The organism is Stenotrophomonas sp. MH181796 (genome assembly GCF_009659995.1).
Classification (GTDB): domain Bacteria; phylum Pseudomonadota; class Gammaproteobacteria; order Xanthomonadales; family Xanthomonadaceae; genus Stenotrophomonas; species Stenotrophomonas riyadhensis.
Window position 1 is genome coordinate 249,787 of record NZ_RAHU01000008.1, and the last position, 19,964, is coordinate 269,750.

A 19,964-nucleotide genomic window follows, 5' to 3' on the forward strand; every position below is an offset into this window, starting at 1 on the left:
TGGCCGGGCCGCGACCATCGCGGTCCCTGGCAGGATTCTAGGAGATCGATGCCGATGCGTAGCTGGGCTGTTCGCGGGCTGGTCCTGCTGCTGGCCGTACTGGCGCTGCCGGCAGCGTTGGCGCAGGCCGTTCCAGGCCTGCTGCCGCTCAGTCCCCTGCAGCGCGAGTACCTGGCCACCCATCCGAGCATCGTCGTGGGGCAGTATGACAGCGGCTGGCCGCCGTTCGAGTCCCTCCATGATGGCCAGCAGGTGGGTCTGGGTCCGGATTATCTGTCGCTTCTTGCCCGTCAGTTGGGCGTGAAGGTCGAGGCCCGTCGCTTTCCCGATTGGACCGCCGTGCTGGATGCGGCATGTCGTGGCGAGATCGATGTGGTGATGAATGTCGGTCTGAGTGCCGACCGTACCCGTTGCATGGTCTACACCGCCGCCTACGGCGAGGCGCCGCTGGCGCTGGTGGGCCGCCCCGACGACCTGCGTGCTTCCGACAATCCCGATCTGGATGGCCTGCGGGTGGTGATCGAGCAGGACTTCCTGACCGGTCCGCAGGTGCGGGCGCGTTTCCCGCAGGCCCGCCAGCTTGTCGCAAACAGCTCGTTGGCGGCGCTCGAGATGGTCAGAGACGACAAAGCTGACGTCTACATCGGCAATGCCTATGTCGCCACCGAGCTGATCGCCATCCACCGCCTGCGGGGCGTGGTGCTGCTGCGGCCGAGTGATCTGCCCCCCGAACGCCTGCACTTCGGCATACCCAACAGCAAGCAGCCACTGGCCGAAGCGTTGGATCTGGCGCTGGCTGCAACCAGCCAGGCCCAGCGCGATGCCCTGGCGAAGCGCTGGCTGCCACCACCGCAGTGGTCGGCATCGGCCCGGATGGCGTTGAGCCAGGCCGAAAAACGGGTTCTGGAGCAGCCGTTGAAGATCGGTTTCGCACCGAACGCAGCGCCGCTGTCGTTCACCGACAAGGAAGGCAAGCCCAGCGGCCTGGCCAGTGAGTACCTGCGGCGGCTGATGCAGGCCGGCGCCAACCTGCAGCCGGAAAGCAGCCACGACTGGTATGAGGTGCGTGAGAAGGCCCGCCGTGGCGAGCTGCAGGCGGTGATGGGCATTCCCGCCGATTCGCGCTATCTGGGGCCGGACTGGGTGTTCAGCCAGCCCTTCATCAGTGTGCCGAACGTGATCGTCAGCCGCGTCGACAGCCCTGCGCTGCTGGGCCTGTCGGACCTGCAGGGCAAGCGTGTGCTGCTGTCCGATCCCGAGCGCGTGCGGGGTTACGTACTGCAGCAGGCACCGCAGGCCCGGATCATGGCGGCACGCAGTGCGGAGCAGGCGATGCAGCGGCTGCTTGATGGCGACGCCGATGCCTACGTGGGCAATCTGGCGCTGGTCGACCACCTGCTGCGCACCCGTTTCCCCGGCCGCCTGCAGGTCGCAGCGCCGGCAGGCTTCAACGATCAGCTGGTGCTGGCCGTGGAGCGCCGGCATGCCGCGCTGGCGACCACCTTCGACCGCCTGCTGCTGCAGATCACGCCGCGCAAGCATGAGGCGCTGCGGGGTGATTGGTTGGCGGTGGAGTATCGCCATGGCGTTGACTGGAAAAGCGTGCTGCGCTGGGGCCTGCCACTGCTGCTGGTACTGCTGACCGCGCTGCTGGTGCACAGCATCGGCTACTGGCGCCTGCGCCGCGAAGTGGCTGGGCGGCGTCATCTGGAACAGCGGCTGGCCGAGGTTACCGACAACCTGCCTGCGGTGGTCTACCAGGCACGCCGCGACGCCAATGGCATGCTCAGCTTCCCGTTCATCGCCGGCGATCTGCAGGCGTTGTTCGGCATCAGCCGGCAGCAGGCCGAGCAGGACGCCAGGACACTGCTGGAACGCATTGAAGAAGACGATCGCGCACACATTCTGCAGGCCGTCGAACAGGCCGCGCGCCAGTTCGCGCCGCTGATCCTCGAGTTCCGCCTGCGCGCCGAGGGCGAAGGCGCGCGCTGGGTGCGCAGCGAGGCCCATCCATATGCCACGGAAGCCGGCGCGGTGACCTGGAGTGGCTACTGGGTGGATGTCAGCGAAGCACGTGCACAGGCCGACGCCCTGGTTACGGCCAAGGCCGAGGCCGAGCAGGCGGCGGAAGCGAAGTCGCGCTTCCTGGCGACCATGAGCCATGAAATCCGCACGCCGATGAGTGGCGTGCTGGGCATGCTGGAAGTACTGGCGCATTCGCCGCTGGACGCCGAACAGCAGCGCATCCTGGGGGTGATCGAAGACTCGGCGCAGATGCTGCGGCAGATCCTGGACGACATCCTCGACTACTCACGGCTGGAGGCTGGCGCACTGCGCCTGGAGCCGGTGCCGCAGCCGCTGCGGCCGTTGCTGGAAAGTGTGTGCCGCCTGCTCTCCGCGCAGGCCAGTGCACGTGGGTTGGCGCTGCACGTGCAGATCGATCCGCAGTTGGCGCCGGCCCACGAAGTGGATGGCGTGCGCCTGCGCCAGATCGTGTTCAACCTGCTCAGCAACGCCATCAAGTTCACCGCGCAGGGCGAGGTTCGCCTGCAGCTGGACGTGGTGGGGCCGACCAGCGAGGAAGGGGGGCAGCCACTGTGCCTGAGCGTCACCGATACCGGCATCGGCATCGCACCGGAACAGCTGCAGCACCTGTTCGCGCCGTTCACCCAGGCCGGCGCCTACATCCAGCGTGACCACGGCGGCACCGGGCTGGGCCTGAGCATCTGCCAGCGCCTGGTGCAGATGATGGACGGCGAGCTGGCGTTGCACAGCACGCTGGGCGAGGGCACCCGCGCCGAGGTGCGGCTGTCGCTGGTGGAGGCCGGCAGCGGCGATGTCGAGGCGCTGGTGGCCGAGCAGGATCAGGCGGCGCTGCTGCCCGCGCCGCTGCGCGAGGCACGGGTGCTGGTGATCGAGGACCACCCGACCAACCAGGCCATGATGGCCTGGCGCTTGCAGCAGCTGGGCGTGCCGCATGTGATGGTCGGCGATGGCCAGCAGGGACTGGATCGTCTGGCATTGGAACATTTCGACCTGGTGATCACCGACTGCCGGATGCCGGTGCTGGATGGCTTCGGCTTCACCCGCCTGCTGCGCGAACGCGAAGGCCGCAATGGCCAGCCGCGGCTGACCGTGCTGGCGCTGACCGCCAGCGTGCTGGATGACGATGCACGTCGTTGTCGCGAGGCGGGCATGGACGAGGTGCTGGCCAAACCGTTGTCGCTGGCCACGCTGCGCGCCGCGCTGCTGCGCTGGTTGCCGCAGGCGCAGGGCCAGTCATTCGAGGCGCCGGTGGTCGAGGCGGCAGGCGACGATGGCGATGCGCTGCCCGATCTGGCGACGCTGCAGCAGCGCTTCGGCTCGCGCGCAGTGGCCGAGCAGCTGAGCGAGAGTCTGCTGCGCGCCAGTGAAGGTGATCTGGCGGCCGTGCAGCGTGCGCTGCAGGCCGGTGACCGCACGTCTGCCGCGCTGCACCTGCATCGTCAGGCCGGCGGGCTGGGCGCCGTGGGGGCAACGGGACTGGCCGGGCAGGCCAACGCACTGGTCGAGCGCCTGCAGGATGCGGCGGAAACCGATGTGGCGCCGTTGTTCACAGCAGTGGCGGAATTCGTGGTGCGGCTGCAGCAACAGCTGCAGCGCCTGGCTCACTGAGCCGACTGCTGCTGCAGGTAGGCGATCACCAAGGCGCGGCGTTCGGCGCTGGGGAAGGCGTTGTACATGCGCGTGCCGGGCACCAGGTGGGTTGGCGACTGCAGGAAGGTATCCAGGGTCTGCGCGGTCCAGGTGATATCGGCGCGGCGCATGCCGTCGGAATAGCCATAGTCCGGCAGGCTGCCAGCGCGGCGGCCGATCACGCCGTGCAGATTGGGTCCGAAGCGGTGGATGCCACCAGGTTGCACGGTGTGGCAGCCGGCACACAGTTCGAATGCGCGCTGCATGGCCTGCTGCTGCGCCTGTTGCGGCGTGGTGGGTGCCGCAGGCGGGCGCTGGCAGGCCGTGGCAGCCAGCGCTGCGGCAACGGTGATGAGCAGGCGGAAGGCACGCATGGGCGGGCAGGATAGCGGTGCAGCGGAGCGGCCGGGCTGCGACACGCGGTCGCAGCCCGGAGCGATCACATGCCCGAGTAGTTCGGGCCGCCGCCGCCCTGCGGGGTCACCCAGACGATGTTCTGGGTCGGGTCCTTGATGTCGCAGGTCTTGCAGTGCACGCAGTTCTGCGCGTTGATCTGCAGGCGCGCGTTGTTGGCTTCGCCGACGAACTCGTACACGCCGGCCGGGCAGTAGCGGGCTTCCGGGCCTGCGTACTCGGCCAGGTTCACCTTCACCGGAATGCTGGGATCCTTCAGTGTCAGGTGGCTGGGCTGGTTCTCGTCGTGGTTGGTGCTGCTGAGGAACACCGAGCTGAGACGGTCGAAGGTCAGCACGCCATCCGGCTTCGGGTAGGCGATGCGGGTGTGCTTGGCCGCCGGTTCCAGGCAGGCATGGTCCGGCATCGTCCGGTGCAGGGTCCACGGCGGGTTGCGCACGCCCAGCTTCGGCAGCAGCCACTGCTCCACCCCGGTCATCAGCGTGGCCACGGTCTGGCCCTTCTTGAACCACTGCTTGAAGTTCTTGGCCTGCTGCAGCTCGGTGAACAGCCAGCTGGCTTCGAAGGCCTTTGGATAGGCGCTCAGTTCGTCGTGCTGGCGGTCGGCAGCCAGTGCATCGAACGCGGCGTCGGCGCACAGCATGCCGGTCTTGATCGCGGCGTGGCTGCCCTTGATGCGGCTGGCGTTGAGGTAGCCGGCCTCGCAGCCGACCAGCGCGCCACCGGGGAACACGGTCTTGGGCAGCGACAGCAGGCCGCCGGCGGTGATCGCACGCGCGCCGTAGCCGATGCGGGTGCCGCCTTCCAGGTGCTTGCGGATCGACGGATGGGTCTTGAAGCGCTGGAACTCTTCGAACGGGCTCAGCCACGGGTTCCTGTAGTCCAGGCCGACCACGTAGCCGATGGCGACCTTGCCGCCGTCGGCGTGGTACAGGAACGCGCCGCCATAGGTATCGCTGTCCAGCGGCCAACCGGCGGCGTGCACCACCAGGCCCGGCTCATGCTTGGCCGGGTCGATCTGCCACAGTTCCTTGATGCCGATGCCGTAGGCCTGCGGGTCCTTGCCTTCATCGAGCTTGTAGCGCGCGATCAGCTGGCGGCCGAGGTGGCCGCGTGCGCCTTCGGCGAAGATCGTGTACTTGGCCTGCAGCGCCATGCCCCGTTCGAACGCCGGGCCGATGCTGCCGTCCTTCTCGATGCCCATGTCGCCGGTGGCCACGCCGATCACTTCACCGTTGTCGCCGTACAGCACCTCGGCTGCGGCGAAGCCGGGGAAGATCGCCACTTCCAGCGCTTCGGCCTGCTGCGCCAGCCAGCGGGTCACTTCACCCAGGCTGATGATGTAGTTGCCTTCGTTGTGGAAGCACTCCGGCAGCAGCGCGTTGGGCGTGCTGCGCGCGCCGGTTTCGCTGAGGAACAGGAATTCGTCGCGGGTGACCTTCTGCTTCAGCGGTGCGCCGCGCTCGGCCCAGTCCGGGAACAGCTCGGTCAGCGCGCGTGGATCCATCACCGCGCCGGACAGCACGTGCGCGCCCGGCTCGGAGCCCTTTTCCAGCACGCACACCGACAGTTCACGGCCGGCTTCGATCGCACGCTGGCGCAGGCGGATCGCGGTGGCCAGGCCGGCGGGGCCGGCGCCGACGATCACCACGTCGAACTCCATTACTTCACGCGGGGGCAGGGCGTTGGCTTCAGCGCTCATCGATTGCATGACTCGTGGGTAGTGCCGGCATCGGGGCCACCGGCGGTTGCCTGGGAATCGCGCGTGCAGCCACGAGCGAAACGGTTGTTTGAATGTGTCAGGGTACCGGGCCGCGCGTGATCGAGCTAGATCGACGATGTTCACGTCATGATTGCTGCGGTGCAGCGTAATGCGCGTGGCCAGGTAGGTGCCAACCTTGGTTGGCACATTGTTTCACCGCCCGGACCCGCTTCCGTGTGGACCAAGGTCCACACCTACCAGACGCGATGCTTGCGGATGACCGACAATGGCCGGGTCCTGACTGCGCGTGAGTGCCATGGCTTTGCATCCGTACGATCTGTTCGATGTCCGTTCCCTGCTCAACGAGGAAGAGCGCGCGGTGCAGGAGAGCGTCGCCCGCTTCACCAACGAGCGCGTGCTGCCGATCATCGGCGATGCCTTCGACCAGGCCCGCTTCCCTTCAGAGCTGGTGCCGGAGATCGCCGCGCTGGGCCTGCTGGGCGCCACCCTGCCGGCCGAATACGGCGGCGGCGATCTGGGCGCGGTCAGCTATGGCCTGATCTGCCAGGAGCTGGAGCGCGGCGATTCAGGCCTGCGCAGCTTCGTCTCGGTGCAGAGCTCGCTGTGCATGTACCCGATCTATGCCTACGGCAGCGAGGAGCAACGCCAGCAGTGGTTGCCGGCGATGGCGCGCGGTGAGCTGATCGGCTGCTTCGGCCTGACCGAGGCACACGGCGGTTCCGATCCGGCCAGCATGAAGACCCGCGCGGTGCGTGACGGCAGCAACTGGCGCATCAGCGGCAGCAAGATGTGGATCACCAGCGGCCCGGTGGCCGATCTGGCCATCGTCTGGGCGCAGACCGAAGACGGCATCCAGGGCTTCGTGCTGGAAAAGGGCATGGCCGGCTTCACCACGCAGGAGATCAAGCACAAGATGAGCCTGCGCGCGTCGCTGACCGGCGCGTTGTTCTTCGACGACGTGCGCGTGCCCGACAGCCACCGCCTGCCGAACGTGAAGGGCCTCAAGGGCCCGCTGGGTTGCCTGACCCAGGCCCGCTACGGCATCAGCTGGGGCCCGATCGGCGCTGCCATTGCCTGCCTGGATGAAGCGCTGGGCTATGCCAAGGAACGCGTGCTGTTCGGTCGCCCGCTGGCGGCCACGCAGAGCGCGCAGATCAAGCTGGCCGAAATGGCCCGCCGCATCACCACCGCGCAGCTGCTGGCGCTGCAGCTGGGCCGCCTGAAGGAGGCCGGCCAGCTGCAGCCGCAGCAGGTCAGCCTGGCCAAGTGGAACAACTGCCGGATGGCCATCGACATCGCCCGCGAGTGTCGCGATCTGCTGGGTGGGGCCGGTATCACCACCGAGCACGTGGCGATCCGGCACGCGCTGAACCTGGAATCGGTGATCACCTATGAAGGCACCGAGACCGTGCACCAGCTGGTGATCGGCCGTGAGCTGACCGGCATCAACGCGTTCTAGGCGGTGCGGGGAACACCATCCACGCATGGCGTGGGTCTACTGCACATGGCACCTGCCACGGCCACCTGGGATGTGCTTTGGTAGGTGCCAACCTTGGTTGGCACATTCCTTCAGCGCGCGACCGGGCATCGGTGCGGACCAAGGTCCGCACCCACCAGAAGCGATCCACAGCCATCAGAGGTTCTCGGCGGCTGCCTGGACCTGCCTTTGGTAGGTGCCAACCTTGGTTGGCACATTCCTTCAGCGCGCGACCAGGCATCGGTGCGGACCAAGGTCCGCACCCACCAGAAGCGATCCACAGCCATCAGAGGTTCTCGGCGGCTGCCTGGACCTGCCTTTGGTAGGTGCCAACCTTGGTTGGCACATTCCTTCAGCGCGCGACCAGGCATCGGTGCGGACCAAGGTCCGCACCCACCAGAAGCGATCCACAGCCATCAGAGGTTCTCGGCGGCTGCCTGGACCTGCCTTTGGTAGGTGCCAACCTTGGTTGGCACATTCCTTCAGCGCGCGACCAGGCATCGGTGCGGACCAAGGTCCGCACCCACCAGAAGCGATCCACAGCCATCAGAGGTTCTCGGCGGCTGCCTGGACCTGCCTTTGGTAGGTGCCAACCTTGGTTGGCACATTCCTTCAGCGCGCGACCAGGCATCGGTGCGGACCAAGGTCCGCACCCACCAGAAGCGGTCCACAGCCATCAGAGGTTCTCGGCGGCTGCCTGGACCTGCCTTTGGTAGGTGCCAACCTTGGTTGGCACATTCCTTCAGCGCGCGACCAGGCATCGGTGCGGACCAAGGTCCGCACCCACCAGAAGCGGTCCGTACCCACCAGAGCGGTCCACACCCACCTGAGGCGGTTTACGCCCCGCCGGCAAACCCATGCTGGCGCCAGGCTTCGTACATCACCACGGCCACGGTGTTGGAAAGATTGAGGCTGCGGTTGTCCGGCCGCATCGGCAGTCGCAGGCGGCGGCCATCGGGCAAGGCATCGAGCACGTCCTGCGGCAGGCCGCGGCTTTCCGGGCCGAACAGGAAGGCATCACCGTCTTCGAACGCCACGCTGTCATAGCGGACGCTGGCACGCGTACTGAGGGCGAACAGGCGCTTTGGTGCGATCCGCGCCAGCGCGGTGTCCAGGTCGGGGTGGACCTGCAGGCGCGAGTACTCGTGGTAGTCCAGGCCGGCGCGCTTGAGCTGCTTGTCTTCCAGTGCGAAGCCGAGCGGCTCGACCAGGTGCAGCTGCGCGCCGGTGTTGGCGCAGAGCCGGATCACATTGCCCGTGTTGGGCGGGATTTCCGGTTGGAACAGGATCACGTGGAACTGGGGCGCGGCATTCATCGGCGCAGTGTACCTGCGACGACCGCCGCCTTTACGGCGCACGCCCTGCACGGGGCAGGGCGGCACCGGTTACGGGCGCAGCAGGACCTGGGCGGTTTCGGTGGCCAGGGCCTGCAGGTCGGCGGCGCTCGGGCGCACCTGCAGGGCCGGCAGGTTGACGATGACCGAGTTGGCGACGTTGGTGGCAGCGGCAGCCAGGGTGGCGGCGTAGCGCTGCGCTTCCAGCTCGGCGGCCAGGGCGACGCGCTGTTCCAGGCTCGGGCGCACTTCCACCGAGGCCAGGGTGGTGATCGGCATCGCGGCGGCGACCGGGGCGGCGACGTAGCCGTAGCGCTCGGCCAGCTGGTCGGCGCTCGGGCGCACTTCCACGGTGGCCAGGGTCGGGATGCCGCTGGCCTGTTCCCAGGCCTGCTGGGCCAGCTGGTCGGCGGCCGGGCGGACCTGCACGGTGGACAGGGTCTTGATGGATTCGGAGGCCTGCACCGACGAAACAACCGCGGTGCCGGCGATCAGGGCGATGGCGATGGCAATGGTCTTGGCGTTCATGACGGGGCCTGTTTAGTGTTGGTGATCAGTGGTGTGGTAGTAAGGTAGTACACCTATTCTGGGCTTGCAAGGAAAATTTTCGGTTTTCTGCATTTGTTCAGTCTTCAGTCAGCTTTTGTCTGAAGCCCTTCTTGGCGCAGGAAGTACCAAGCAATCCCCGTGCCAACTTTTAGTTGTTGATTTGCAAGGGGTTTTGTTTGACCGAGAAGTGTCCGGTGGGCGGACACCTGTCCACTCGATGTGCCGCGGACACTGTCCGGACGATGGCTGCCGGTGCATGTGACCGCCCAGGACACGGCGGCGCGCGACCGCGGATGGTGCACAGGGGCAAACACCCCCAGTGACTGCCGACCGATTCCTGCCGCTGCGTGCGCAGGCTAGGATCGGGGTTCACCTATGTGACCAAGGATCCGGATATGTCTCTCGCCCTTCGCCCGCGCGCTGCACTGCTGGCCGTCGCCCTCAGCACCGCCCTGGGCTCGCTTGCGCCCACTCCTGTGTTGGCCGCCAAGCCGGCGGCACCGGCCAAGGTCGATATCCCGTATGAGCAGTTCACCCTGCCCAACGGCCTGCGCGTGATCGTGCACACCGATCGCAAGGCACCGATCGTCGCGGTCAACGTCTGGTACCACGTGGGCAGCAAGGATGAACCGGCCGGCCGCACCGGCTTCGCGCACCTGTTCGAGCATTTGATGTTCCAGAGCAGCGAAAACCACGACGGCGAGTACTTCGAGCCGTTCAAGCAGGTAGGCGCCACCGGCCAGAACGGCACCACCAACACCGACCGCACCAACTACTTCGAGAACGTGCCGACCACCGCGCTGGACATGGCGCTGTGGATGGAGTCGGACCGCATGGGCCATCTGGTGGGTGCGATCGACCAGGCCGCGCTGGACGAGCAGCGCGGCGTGGTGCAGAACGAGAAGCGCCAGGGCGAGAACCAGCCCTACGGCCAGGCCTGGGACCAGATCAACAAGGCGCTGTATCCGGTCGGCCACCCGTACCACCACGGCGTGATCGGCTCGATGAACGATCTCAACGCGGCCTCGCTGGACGACGTGAAGACCTGGTTCCGCACCTGGTATGGCCCGAACAACGCGGTGCTGGTGCTGGCCGGTGACATCGATCTGGCCACCGCCAAGGAGAAGGTCGCCAAGTACTTCGGCAGCATCCCCGCTGGCCCGACCATGGCGCAGCCGGCGGTGAACGTGGCCAAGCGCAGTGCCGATACCCGCGAGACGATGACCGACAAGGTGCCGCAGGCACGCATCTACCGCGCCTGGAACGTGCCGCAGGTCGGCACCGCCGACATCGACCAGTTGCAGCTGTTCTCCGAAGTGCTGGGCGGCGCCAAGTCCTCGCGCCTGAGCCAGCGCCTGCAGCACCAGGACAAGCTGGTGGACAGCATCGGCTCGGGCCTGTCGACGTCTCAGCTGGGCTCCAACTTCGTGATCGTGGCGACCGTGAAGCAGGGCCAGGACCCGGCCAAGGTCGAGAAGATCATCGACGAGGAACTGGACCGCCTGATCAAGCAGGGCCCGACCGCGGCCGAGCTGGCGCGCGCCAAGACCGGCGCCCGCGCCGGCTTCATCCGTGGCATCGAGCGCATCGGTGGCTTCGGTGGCAAGGCCGATGCGCTGGCCGAGTGCGCGGTGTTCACCGGCGACCCGGGCTGCTTCCGCACCTCGCTGGCCAACATCGAGAAGGCCAGTGCCGCCGATCTGAGCCGCCTGGGTGCACAGTGGCTGGACAAGGGCAGCCACACCCTGGTGATCGCACCGGGTGAGCGCGTGGCGCTGAAGGAAGATCCGAGCCAGACGCCGAAGCCGTTCACCGTGCCGGCGGTGGACCCGAAGTACAGCACCCTGCCGGAGCAGGTGGACCGCAAGGCCGGCGTGCCGCAGACCCGCGAGTTCCCGCAGCTGAAGTTCCCGGCACTGCAGCGCGCCACCCTGAAGAACGGCACCCAGGTGATCCTGGCCGAACGCCATGAGATTCCGGTGGTGCAGTTCAGCTACCAGTTCCCGGGCGGCTTCAGCGCCGACCAGGGCCGCAAGCCGGGCACCGCCAACTTCACCATGAGCCTGATGACCGAAGGCGCCGGCAAGCTCGGTTCGCTGGCCTTCGCCGATGCCGCCGACGCGCTGGGCGCGAGCCTGGATGCTTCGGCCGGCCTGGATTCGATGAGCGTGGACCTGTCGGCACTGAAGGAGAACCTGGCCCCGTCGCTGGCGCTGTACCGCGACCTGCTGCGCGAACCGCGTTTCGAGCAGGGCGAGATCGACCGGGTCAAGGCGACCTGGATCGCCGGCATCCAGCAGGAGAAGGTGAACCCGGGTGCGGTGGCGATGCGCGTGCTGCCGCCGCTGCTGTACGGCAAGGGCCACCCGTACGCCATTCCGTTCACCGGCAGCGGTGACGAAGCGGCAATCAACGGCCTGACCCGCGAGGACCTGGTCGACTTCCACCACGACTGGCTGCGTCCGCAGAACGGCACCCTGATCGTGGTCGGTGACACCACGCTGGCGGAAATCGTGCCGCTGCTGGACAAGCAGCTGGGCGACTGGAAGGCTGCGGGCGATGCCCCGCAGGTGAAGGCCGCCACCGACGTCGCATTGCCGAAGGGCCCGCGCGTGTTCCTGATCGACCAGCCGGGTGCGGTGCAGGCCAACCTGTTCGCCGGCCAGGTGGTGCCGCCGTCCAGCGCCGCCAGTTCGACCCGCTTCGATATCGCCAACGGCGTGATCGGTGGTGACTTCACCTCGCGCCTGAACATGAACCTGCGCGAGGACAAGCACTGGTCGTACGGCGCGCGCAGCAGTGCGAGCAACTCGGTGGGCCAGCGCCCGTGGATGGCCAGCGCGCCGGTGCAGATCGACAAGACCGGCCCGGCGCTGGCGGAAATGCGCAAGGAGATCGCCGCGTTCGCCGACGGCAGCAAGCCGGCCACCGCCGCCGAGGTCAATCGCATCCGCAACATCCAGACCCTGAGCCTGCCCGGTGCCTACGAGACCGCCAGCGCGGTGGCGTCGACCATCGGTTCGATCGTGCAGTTCAAGCGTCCGGATGACTACGTGCTGCGTCGCAAGGCCGAGATCGAGGCGATGACCCCGGCGCAGGTGCAGCAGGCGGCCGCCGAGATCAAGCCGCAGGCGCTGACCTGGGTGGTGGTGGGTGACCTCAAGCAGACCGAAGCGGCCGTGCGTGCGCTGAACCTGGGCGAGGTGACGGTGATCGACGCCGAAGGCAACCCGGTCAAGAAATAAGGCACCGCGCCAGGTAGTGCCGGCCGCTGGCCGGCAACCCTGAAGGGGTCGGATCCCTCCCCCGGGAGGGCTCCGACCCCTACCGTGCATTCGGGGTCAGAGCCCCCTGCGGGGGATCCGACCCCCACCGGCTACCCCCGATTCAGGCTGTTCAGGCAGAATCCCCCCATACCCTTCCAGGATCTGCCCATGCGCGTTCTGCTGCTTTCCTCCCTGCTGCTCACCGTCACCGCCTGTACCTGGGTGCCGATCGAACCGGCCGGCAAGGCGACCCGCGTGCTGCCGGCAGGTCCGGTTCCGGCCGGCTGCATCGCCAAGGGCGAGGTGGTGGTCACCGTGAAGAGCAAGGTCGGCTTCTACAACCGCAACCCGCTGCGCGTGCAGGAAGAGCTGGAAACCCTGGCCCGCAACGAGGCGCCGAGCGCCGGCGCCAACGCCGTACAGGCCGCCGCCGCGCCCGCCGATGGCAGCCAGCGCTTCGCCGCGTTCCAGTGCCCGCCGCGCTGAACGCTTCACCATACGGCCAAGCCTGAATTCGTAAAGATGCGGTGAAGGCCCCGGGGGTTATAGAATAGCGCCCCCTTTTGCCTGAGCCTTGGCGCTAACCTCGATGCTCTTCAAGAATGTCTCGATCGCCGGCCTGGCACACGTTGATGCGCCGCACACGCTGACGACCAAGGAAATCAACGAGCGGCTGCAGCCGACGTTGGATCGCCTCGGTATCCGCACCGACGTGCTCGGCGATATCGCCGGCATCCATGCCCGCCGCCTGTGGGACAACGGCGTGCTTGCGTCCGATGCCGCCACCATGGCCGGCCGCAAGGCGCTGGAAGACGCGGGCATCGATGCAACGCAGGTTGGCCTGCTGGTCAACACCTCGGTCAGCCGCGACTACCTGGAGCCGTCCACGGCCTCCATCGTGTCGGGCAACCTCGGCGTCAGCGACGAGTGCATGACCTTCGACGTCGCCAATGCCTGCCTGGCCTTCATCAACGGCATGGATATCGCGGCGCGAATGATCGAGCGCGGCGACATCGACTACGCGCTGGTGGTGGATGGCGAGACCGCCAACCTGGTGTACGAGAAGACCCTGGAGCGCATGACCGCCCCGGACGTCACCGCTGACGATTTCCGCAACGAGCTGGCTGCCCTGACCACCGGTTCGGGTGCCGCCGCGATGGTGATGGCGCGCTCGGAGCTGGTGCCGGACGCACCGCGCTACAAGGGCGGCGTGACCCGCTCGGCCACCGAGTGGAACCAGCTGTGCCTGGGCAACCTGGACCGCATGGTCACCGATACCCGCCTGCTGCTGATCGAAGGCATCAAGCTGGCCCAGAAGACCTTCACCGCCGCCAAGATCGCCTTGGGCTGGGCTGTGGAAGAGCTGGACCAGTTCGTGATCCACCAGGTCAGCCAGCCGCACACCGCTGCGTTCATCAAGAACTTCGGCATCGACCCGAAGAAGGTCATGACCATCTTCGGTGAGCACGGCAACATCGGCCCGGCCTCGGTGCCGATCGTGCTGAGCAAGCTCAAGCAGCTGGGCAAGCTGAAGAAGGGCGATCGCATCGCGCTTCTGGGTATCGGCTCGGGCCTGAACTGCTCGATGGCTGAAGTGGTCTGGTAAGCAGCCCGCTGCCCGACCTCCTGTAGAGCCGAGCCATGCTCGGCTCACGCGCGCAGCGCGGCTCTTCCGCAGCGGACCGGAGAGCAGCCGAGCATCGGCTCGGCTCTACATTGCGCCGCGACTCTCCTTAGGTGCTCCGCATGCGCGATCTTCCCGGTTACCCCGCCCACCCGCAGCGCTTCGAGGTTCGCCCCGGCCTGTCGATGAACTATCTCGACGAAGGCCCGCGCGATGGCGACGTGGTGGTGATGGTGCACGGCAACCCGTCGTGGAGCTATTACTGGCGCACGCTGGTGGCCGGCCTGTCGGACACGTACCGCTGCATCGTGCCGGACCACATCGGCATGGGCCTGTCGGACAAGCCGGACGATAGCCGCTACGAATACACCCTGCAGTCGCGCGTGGACGATCTCGACGCGCTGTTGAAGCACCTGGGCATCACCGGCCCGGTGACGCTGGCTGTGCACGACTGGGGCGGCATGATCGGCTTCGGCTGGGCGCTGTCGCACCACGACCAGGTGAAGCGCCTGGTGGTGCTCAACACCGCCGCGTTCCCGATGCCGGCGGCAAAGACGATGCCGTGGCAGATCGCGCTGGGCCGCCACTGGAAGATCGGCGAGTGGATCATCCGCACCTTCAACGCGTTCTCGTCCGGCGCCTCGCGGCTGGGCGTGGAGCGCAAGATGCCGGCCGATGTGCGCCGCGCCTACGTGTCGCCATACAACAGCTACGCCAACCGCATCAGCACCATCCGTTTCATGCAGGACATCCCGCTGTCGCCGGCCGACAAGGCCTGGTCGCTGCTGGAGCGGGCCGGCAAGGCGCTGCCGTCGTTCGCCGACCGCCCGGCCTTCCTCGGTTGGGGCCTGCGCGACTTCGTGTTCGACCACCATTTCCTGAAGGGCTTCCAGGCCGCGCTACCGCAGGCCCAGGTGCATGCCTTCGAGGACGCCGGCCACTACGTGCTGGAAGACAAGCACGAAGTGCTGGTGCCGGAAATCCGCGCGTTCCTGGACGCCAACCCGCTCTGATCGGATCCCGGTAGTGCCGGCCGCTGGCCGGCAAGCGCGCAATGCGCGCCGGGTTCATGAGGTTGCCGGCCAGCGGCCGGCGCTACCCCTACGCCGCGACCGGTGCCTGCGGCGACGGGCTGTTGCCGTTGTCGTCTGGATGGTCGTCGTCGTTGTCGGCCGCGTCGCGCCAGCGCCAGTCGGCCAGGGTCAGCGGATCCAGGCCGTAGGCGATGCGCGCCTTGTCGCACTGCGGGCTGGCCTTGCCGTACTCCCACGACGCATCCACCTCACGGCACACACTGGGCCGGTTGGGGTGGATGGTGCAGCGTGAGTACACGCCGATCTGCGCATCCAGCGCCACGCAGCGCACCGGCTTGGAGTGGGTGCCTCGCATGCACAGGCGATGCGGGTCCAGCACCTCGGTCAGCTGGTGCGGTACGCCGCCGGGGGTGACCTCGTCCGATTCCATCCAGTGGAAGGCCACGCGGTATTGGGTGCAGCAGGCGCCGCAGGTCATGCAGGGATGTTGCATGGGCAAGCCGCCTCGGGCGGCAGTCGGAATCAGGAACGAAGGTGCGGATTTTCCACGAAGTGGGCCGCCGCGCAAGAAATTCCGTAAGCGGCGACAATGAACGGATGAACCGACCCTGCAACATTGCCGCCCGTTTGCCTGAACTGGCGCGTGAACGACCCGACCAGATCGCCATCCGCTGCCCGGGCCGCCGTGGCGCCGGCAACGGCATGGCCGCCTACGACGTGACCCTGGATTACCGCCAGCTGGACGCCCGCAGCGACGCCATGGCGGCTGGCCTGGCCGGCTACGGGATCGGCCGCGGGGTGCGCACGGTGGTGATGGTGCGGCCGTCGCCGGAGTTCTTCCTGTTGATGTTTGCCCTGTTCAAACTGGGTGCGGTGCCGGTGCTGGTCGACCCGGGCATCGACAAGCGCGCACTGAAGCAGTGCCTGGACGAGGCGCAGCCGGAGGCCTTCATTGGCATTCCGCTGGCGCACGTGGCGCGGTTGGTGCTGCGCTGGGCGCCCTCGGCGACCCGCCTGGTGACCGTCGGCCGCCGCCTCGGCTGGGGCGGGACCACCCTGGCTGCGCTGGAGCGCGCCGGTGCCAACGGGGGGCCGATGCTGGCTGCCACCGATGGCGAGGACATGGCCGCGATCCTGTTCACCAGTGGCTCCACCGGCGTGCCCAAGGGCGTGGTCTACCGCCACCGCCACTTCGTCGGCCAGATCCAGCTGCTGGGCAGCGCCTTCGGCATGGAAGCGGGCGGGGTGGACCTGCCGACCTTCCCGCCGTTTGCCTTGTTCGACCCGGCGCTGGGCCTGACCTCGGTGATCCCGGACATGGACCCGACCCGGCCGGCACAGGCCGACCCGGCACGCCTGCATGACGCCATCCAGCGCTTCGGCGTGACCCAACTGTTTGGCTCGCCTGCGCTGATGCGGGTGCTGGCCCGTCACGGCCGGCCGTTGCCGACGGTGACCCGGGTGACCTCGGCCGGCGCCCCCGTGCCGCCGGATGTGGTCGCCACCATCCGCAGCCTGCTGCCCGCCGACGCGCAGTTCTGGACCCCGTACGGCGCCACCGAGTGCCTGCCGGTGGCGGTGGTGGAGGGACGCGAGCTGGAGCGTACCCGCGCGGCCACCGAGGCCGGCGCCGGGACCTGCGTGGGCAGCGTGGTGGCGCCGAACGAGGTGCGCATCATCGCCATCGATGACGCACCGTTGGCCGACTGGTCGCAGGCGCGTGTGCTGGCCACCGGCGAGGTGGGCGAGATCACCGTGGCGGGACCGACCGCCACCGACAGTTACTTCAACCGTCCGCAGGCCACCGCGGCGGCGAAGATCCGCGAGACGCTGGCCGATGGCAGCACGCGCGTGGTGCATCGCATGGGTGACGTGGGTTACTTCGATGCGCAGGGCCGCCTGTGGTTCTGCGGTCGCAAGACCCATCGCGTGGAAACCGCGCAGGGGCCGTTGTACACCGAACAGGTCGAGCCGGTGTTCAACACCGTGCCCGGCGTGGCGCGCACGGCACTGGTTGGCGTTGGCCCGGCGGGTGCGCAGGTGCCGGTGCTGTGCGTGGAACTGCAGCGTGGCCAGAGCGACAGTCCGGCGTTGCGCGAGGCGCTGCGCGCCCAGGCCACCCTGCGATTGCCCGAGGCGAACCTGCAGCACGTACTGATGCATCCCGCGTTCCCCGTCGATATCCGTCACAACGCCAAGATCGGCCGCGAGAAGCTCGCCGTCTGGGCCAGCGCCGAACTGGAGAAGCGCGCATGAAGATCCTGGTCACCGGTGGTGGTGGTTTCCTTGGCCAGGCGCTGTGCCGCGGGCTGGTCGAACGTGGCCACCAGGTGCTGGCGTTCAACCGCAGCCACTACCCGGAACTGCAGGCCATGGGCGTGGGCCAGATCCGCGGCGATCTGGCCGATGCGCAGGCGGTGCTGCATGCGGTGGCCGGCGTCGATGCGGTATTCCACAACGGTGCCAAGGCCGGCGCCTGGGGCAGCTATGACAGCTACCACCAGGCCAACGTGGTCGGCACCGACAACGTCATCGCCGCCTGCCGCGCGCATGGCATCCACCGGCTGGTCTACACCTCAACGCCCAGCGTGACCCACCGCGCCACGCATCCGGTGGAAGGCCTGGGGGCTGACGAGGTGCCATACGGCGAGGACTTCCAGGCGCCGTATGCGGCCACCAAGGCGATCGCCGAACAGCGCGTGCTGGCCGCCAACGATGCCTCGCTGGCGACGGTGGCACTGCGCCCGCGCCTGATCTGGGGCCCGGGCGACCAACAGCTGGTGCCGAGGCTGGCCGAACGTGCGCGGCAGGGCCGCCTGCGTCTGGTGGGTGATGGCAACAACAAGGTGGATACCACTTACATCGACAATGCCGCGCTCGCGCACTTCCTCGCTTTCGAAGCATTGGCGCCGGGCGCCGCTTGTGCGGGCAAGGCCTACTTCATTTCCAACGGCGAACCACTGCCGATGCGCGAGCTGGTCAACAAGCTGCTGGCCGCCGTTGGTGCGCCGACGGTGGACAAGGCGATCAGCTTCAAGACCGCCTATCGCATCGGCGCGGTCTGCGAGCGGCTGTGGCCGCTGCTGCGCCTGCGTGGTGAGCCGCCGCTGACCCGCTTCCTGGCCGAGCAGCTGTGCACGCCGCACTGGTACAGCATGGAGCCGGCGCGCCGTGACTTCGGCTACGTGCCGCAGGTCAGCATCGAAGAAGGACTGCGCAGGCTGAAGGCTTCATCTGCTGCATAGATCGCCATCACTGGCTGCACACCGCCAGATCGGGAGGATGGACCCACGCCATCCAACGGCCCGGACATCTGCGAGGAGCGCCATGCTGCATTACGCCGTCATCTTTTTCGTCATCGCCATCATCGCCGCCGTGCTCGGCTTTTCCGGCATCGCCGGTGCCGCCAGCAACATCGCCTGGATCCTGTTCGTGATCTTCCTGGTGCTGGCGGTGATCTCGATGTTCCGCAAGCGCGGCTAGAAGACCGCAGGGTAGTGCCGGCCGCTGGCCGGCACTGTTCTTTCCGGTGGGTGCCGACCGTCGGTCGGCACGCATCTTTGTAGAGTCGAGCCATGCTCGACTCATGAAAAGCAGTCGAGCATGGCTCGACTCTACACAGAGCGCCCCTACACGGCGCTGTGTAATCCGCGATCTGCTTCATGGCGCTCCAGCGCCAGTTCGATCAGGCGCGTGATCAGCGTGGTGTAGTCCACACCGCTGGCGCCCCACAGCTTCGGGTACATGCTGATGCGGGTGAAGCCGGGCAGCGTGTTGACCTCGTTGATGACGATCTCACCGTCTGCGGTGAGGAACACGTCCACGCGCGCCATGCCCGCACACTCCAGCGCCTGGTAGGCCTGCAGCGCGATCTGCTGGATGCGCGCCTGGGTTGCGGCATCGATGTCCGCCGGCACCACCACCTCGGCGCCATTCTCGTTGATGTACTTGGTGTCGTAGGCGTAGAACTCGTCGTGCACCACCACCTCGCCGCACAGGCTGGCCTGCGGCTGTTCGTTGCCCAGCACCGCGCACTCGATCTCACGGCCGACCACCGCCGATTCCACCAGCACCTTGTGGTCGTAGCGCAGCGCCAATGCCAGTGCCGCGGCGAAGCCCGCCGCATCCTTGACCTTGCTCACACCCACCGACGAACCCTGGTTGGCCGGCTTCACGAACAGCGGCAGGCCGAGCTGCGCGATCACCGCATCGACATCGACGTCAGCGGCCTGGTGACGCCTGATGCACAGCCACGGCGCAACCTTCAGCCCGGCGTCGCGCAGCAGGCGCTTGGTCACGTCCTTGTCCATCGCCACCGCCGAGCCCAGCACCGGCGAACCGACGAAGGGCAGGTTGGCCATGCGCAGCAGGCCCTGCAGCGCACCGTCCTCGCCCAGCGGCCCGTGCACGATCGGCAGCACCACATCGATCTGGCCCAGCGCGCTGGCCGCATCGGAGGGCTGCAGCTGCGCCTGTTCCACACCCGGGCGCACCGCCAGCGACGTACCGGACCGATGCAGCGCGATGCGCGACGGATCATCGGCATTGATCAGGAAGGTATCCGACTGGCTCAGATGCCACTGGCCCTGCTTGTCGATACCGACCAGCACCGGCTCGAAGCGCTCGCGATCGAGCGCATCGAGGATGTTCTTCGCCGACTGCAGCGAAACTTCGTGCTCGGAGGACTTGCCCCCGAAGATGATGCCGACCCGGGTCCGTGCCATGGTGTTGCGATGTCCTGTGCGTTGCGTGGCCTCATAGCATGAACCTTCATCGGCCCTCCGCGTGAGGCACAGATGAACCAGAAATCCATCCACGCATGGCGTGGATCTAGCGTCCTCCATGGCCCATCAATAGGGGGGTCAGAG

Annotated in this window: 15 protein-coding genes; 9 read left to right on the forward strand and 6 right to left on the reverse strand. The window is 67.5% G+C overall.

Translation table 11 applies throughout. The features are described 5' to 3' along the window. Positions 1–54: 54 nt before the first annotated feature. Positions 55–3,654: a transporter substrate-binding domain-containing protein gene (locus D5301_RS20455; protein ID WP_153856713.1), complete on the forward strand. Its 3,600-nt coding sequence runs from the start codon at positions 55–57 to the stop codon at positions 3,652–3,654. Here the strand turns inward: D5301_RS20455 and D5301_RS20460 are convergent. Together D5301_RS20460 and D5301_RS20465 are read right to left on the reverse strand one after the other, a co-directional pair. After that, on the reverse strand, positions 3,648–4,049 hold the full coding sequence (locus tag D5301_RS20460) for a c-type cytochrome (protein ID WP_153856714.1): 402 nt from the start codon (positions 4,047–4,049) through the stop codon (positions 3,648–3,650). The two genes, D5301_RS20455 and D5301_RS20460, sit on opposite strands and share 7 nt — an antisense overlap. 65 nt (positions 4,050–4,114) lie before the next feature. Then, entirely contained in the window at positions 4,115–5,791 is a 1,677-nt protein-coding gene (locus D5301_RS20465; protein ID WP_153856715.1) for an electron transfer flavoprotein-ubiquinone oxidoreductase, read from the reverse strand. A gap of 316 nt (positions 5,792–6,107) precedes the next feature. On the opposite strand from D5301_RS20465, the gene D5301_RS20470 reads away from it, so the two are divergent. Continuing rightward, on the forward strand, positions 6,108–7,271 hold the full coding sequence (locus tag D5301_RS20470; RefSeq protein ID WP_153856716.1) for an acyl-CoA dehydrogenase family protein: 1,164 nt from the start codon (positions 6,108–6,110) through the stop codon (positions 7,269–7,271). An 854-nt stretch (positions 7,272–8,125) separates the two neighbouring features. Here the strand turns inward: D5301_RS20470 and D5301_RS20475 are convergent. Both D5301_RS20475 and D5301_RS20480 read right to left on the reverse strand, forming a co-directional pair. Further along, positions 8,126–8,605, reverse strand: coding sequence for a tRNA (cytidine(34)-2'-O)-methyltransferase (locus D5301_RS20475; RefSeq protein ID WP_005407625.1), 480 nt, complete (start codon positions 8,603–8,605; stop codon positions 8,126–8,128). A 69-nt stretch (positions 8,606–8,674) separates the two neighbouring features. Continuing rightward, positions 8,675–9,151 carry a hypothetical protein gene (locus D5301_RS20480; protein ID WP_153856717.1) on the reverse strand — a complete coding sequence of 159 codons (477 nt, stop codon included), beginning with the start codon at positions 9,149–9,151 and terminating at the stop codon, positions 8,675–8,677. A gap of 416 nt (positions 9,152–9,567) precedes the next feature. On the opposite strand from D5301_RS20480, the gene D5301_RS20485 reads away from it, so the two are divergent. The 4 genes from D5301_RS20485 to D5301_RS20500 all read left to right on the forward strand — a co-directional run bounded on the left by D5301_RS20485 (position 9,568) and on the right by D5301_RS20500 (position 15,075). Next, complete coding sequence (locus D5301_RS20485; RefSeq protein ID WP_153856718.1) at positions 9,568–12,417, forward strand: pitrilysin family protein; 2,850 nt, start codon at positions 9,568–9,570, stop codon at positions 12,415–12,417. Between the two features lie 189 nt (positions 12,418–12,606). Beyond that, positions 12,607–12,924 carry a DUF4156 domain-containing protein gene (locus D5301_RS20490; protein WP_005407628.1) on the forward strand — a complete coding sequence of 106 codons (318 nt, stop codon included), beginning with the start codon at positions 12,607–12,609 and terminating at the stop codon, positions 12,922–12,924. Between the two features lie 103 nt (positions 12,925–13,027). After that, a complete protein-coding gene (locus tag D5301_RS20495) occupies positions 13,028–14,044 on the forward strand; it encodes a 3-oxoacyl-ACP synthase III (RefSeq protein WP_014035559.1) in 1,017 nt (338 codons plus the stop codon). A 140-nt stretch (positions 14,045–14,184) separates the two neighbouring features. Further along, complete coding sequence (locus D5301_RS20500) at positions 14,185–15,075, forward strand: alpha/beta fold hydrolase (RefSeq protein ID WP_153856719.1); 891 nt, start codon at positions 14,185–14,187, stop codon at positions 15,073–15,075. Between the two features lie 88 nt (positions 15,076–15,163). Here the strand turns inward: D5301_RS20500 and D5301_RS20505 are convergent, their stop codons facing one another. Further along, the gene (locus D5301_RS20505) at positions 15,164–15,589 is read right to left on the reverse strand and encodes a YkgJ family cysteine cluster protein (RefSeq protein ID WP_097048174.1); all 426 of its coding nucleotides are present in this window, start codon (positions 15,587–15,589) and stop codon (positions 15,164–15,166) included. A 104-nt stretch (positions 15,590–15,693) separates the two neighbouring features. Between D5301_RS20505 and oleC the strand changes: the two genes are divergently transcribed. The 3 genes from oleC (at position 15,694) to D5301_RS20520 (ending at position 18,579) form a co-directional block, all read left to right on the forward strand. Beyond that, positions 15,694–17,352, forward strand: coding sequence for an olefin beta-lactone synthetase (gene oleC / locus D5301_RS20510; protein WP_153856720.1), 1,659 nt, complete (start codon positions 15,694–15,696; stop codon positions 17,350–17,352). After that, on the forward strand, positions 17,349–18,341 hold the full coding sequence (gene oleD / locus D5301_RS20515) for a 2-alkyl-3-oxoalkanoate reductase (RefSeq protein WP_153856721.1): 993 nt from the start codon (positions 17,349–17,351) through the stop codon (positions 18,339–18,341). Before oleC ends, oleD begins: the two co-directional genes overlap by 4 nt. Before the next feature lie 82 nt (positions 18,342–18,423). Further along, on the forward strand, positions 18,424–18,579 hold the full coding sequence (locus D5301_RS20520) for a DUF1328 domain-containing protein (protein WP_049429804.1): 156 nt from the start codon (positions 18,424–18,426) through the stop codon (positions 18,577–18,579). A gap of 146 nt (positions 18,580–18,725) precedes the next feature. Here D5301_RS20520 and ddlA read toward each other — a convergent pair whose 3' ends face one another. Further along, positions 18,726–19,820, reverse strand: a complete 1,095-nt coding sequence (gene ddlA / locus D5301_RS20525) for a D-alanine--D-alanine ligase (RefSeq protein WP_153856722.1) — start codon at positions 19,818–19,820, stop codon at positions 18,726–18,728. Positions 19,821–19,964 lie beyond the last annotated feature (144 nt).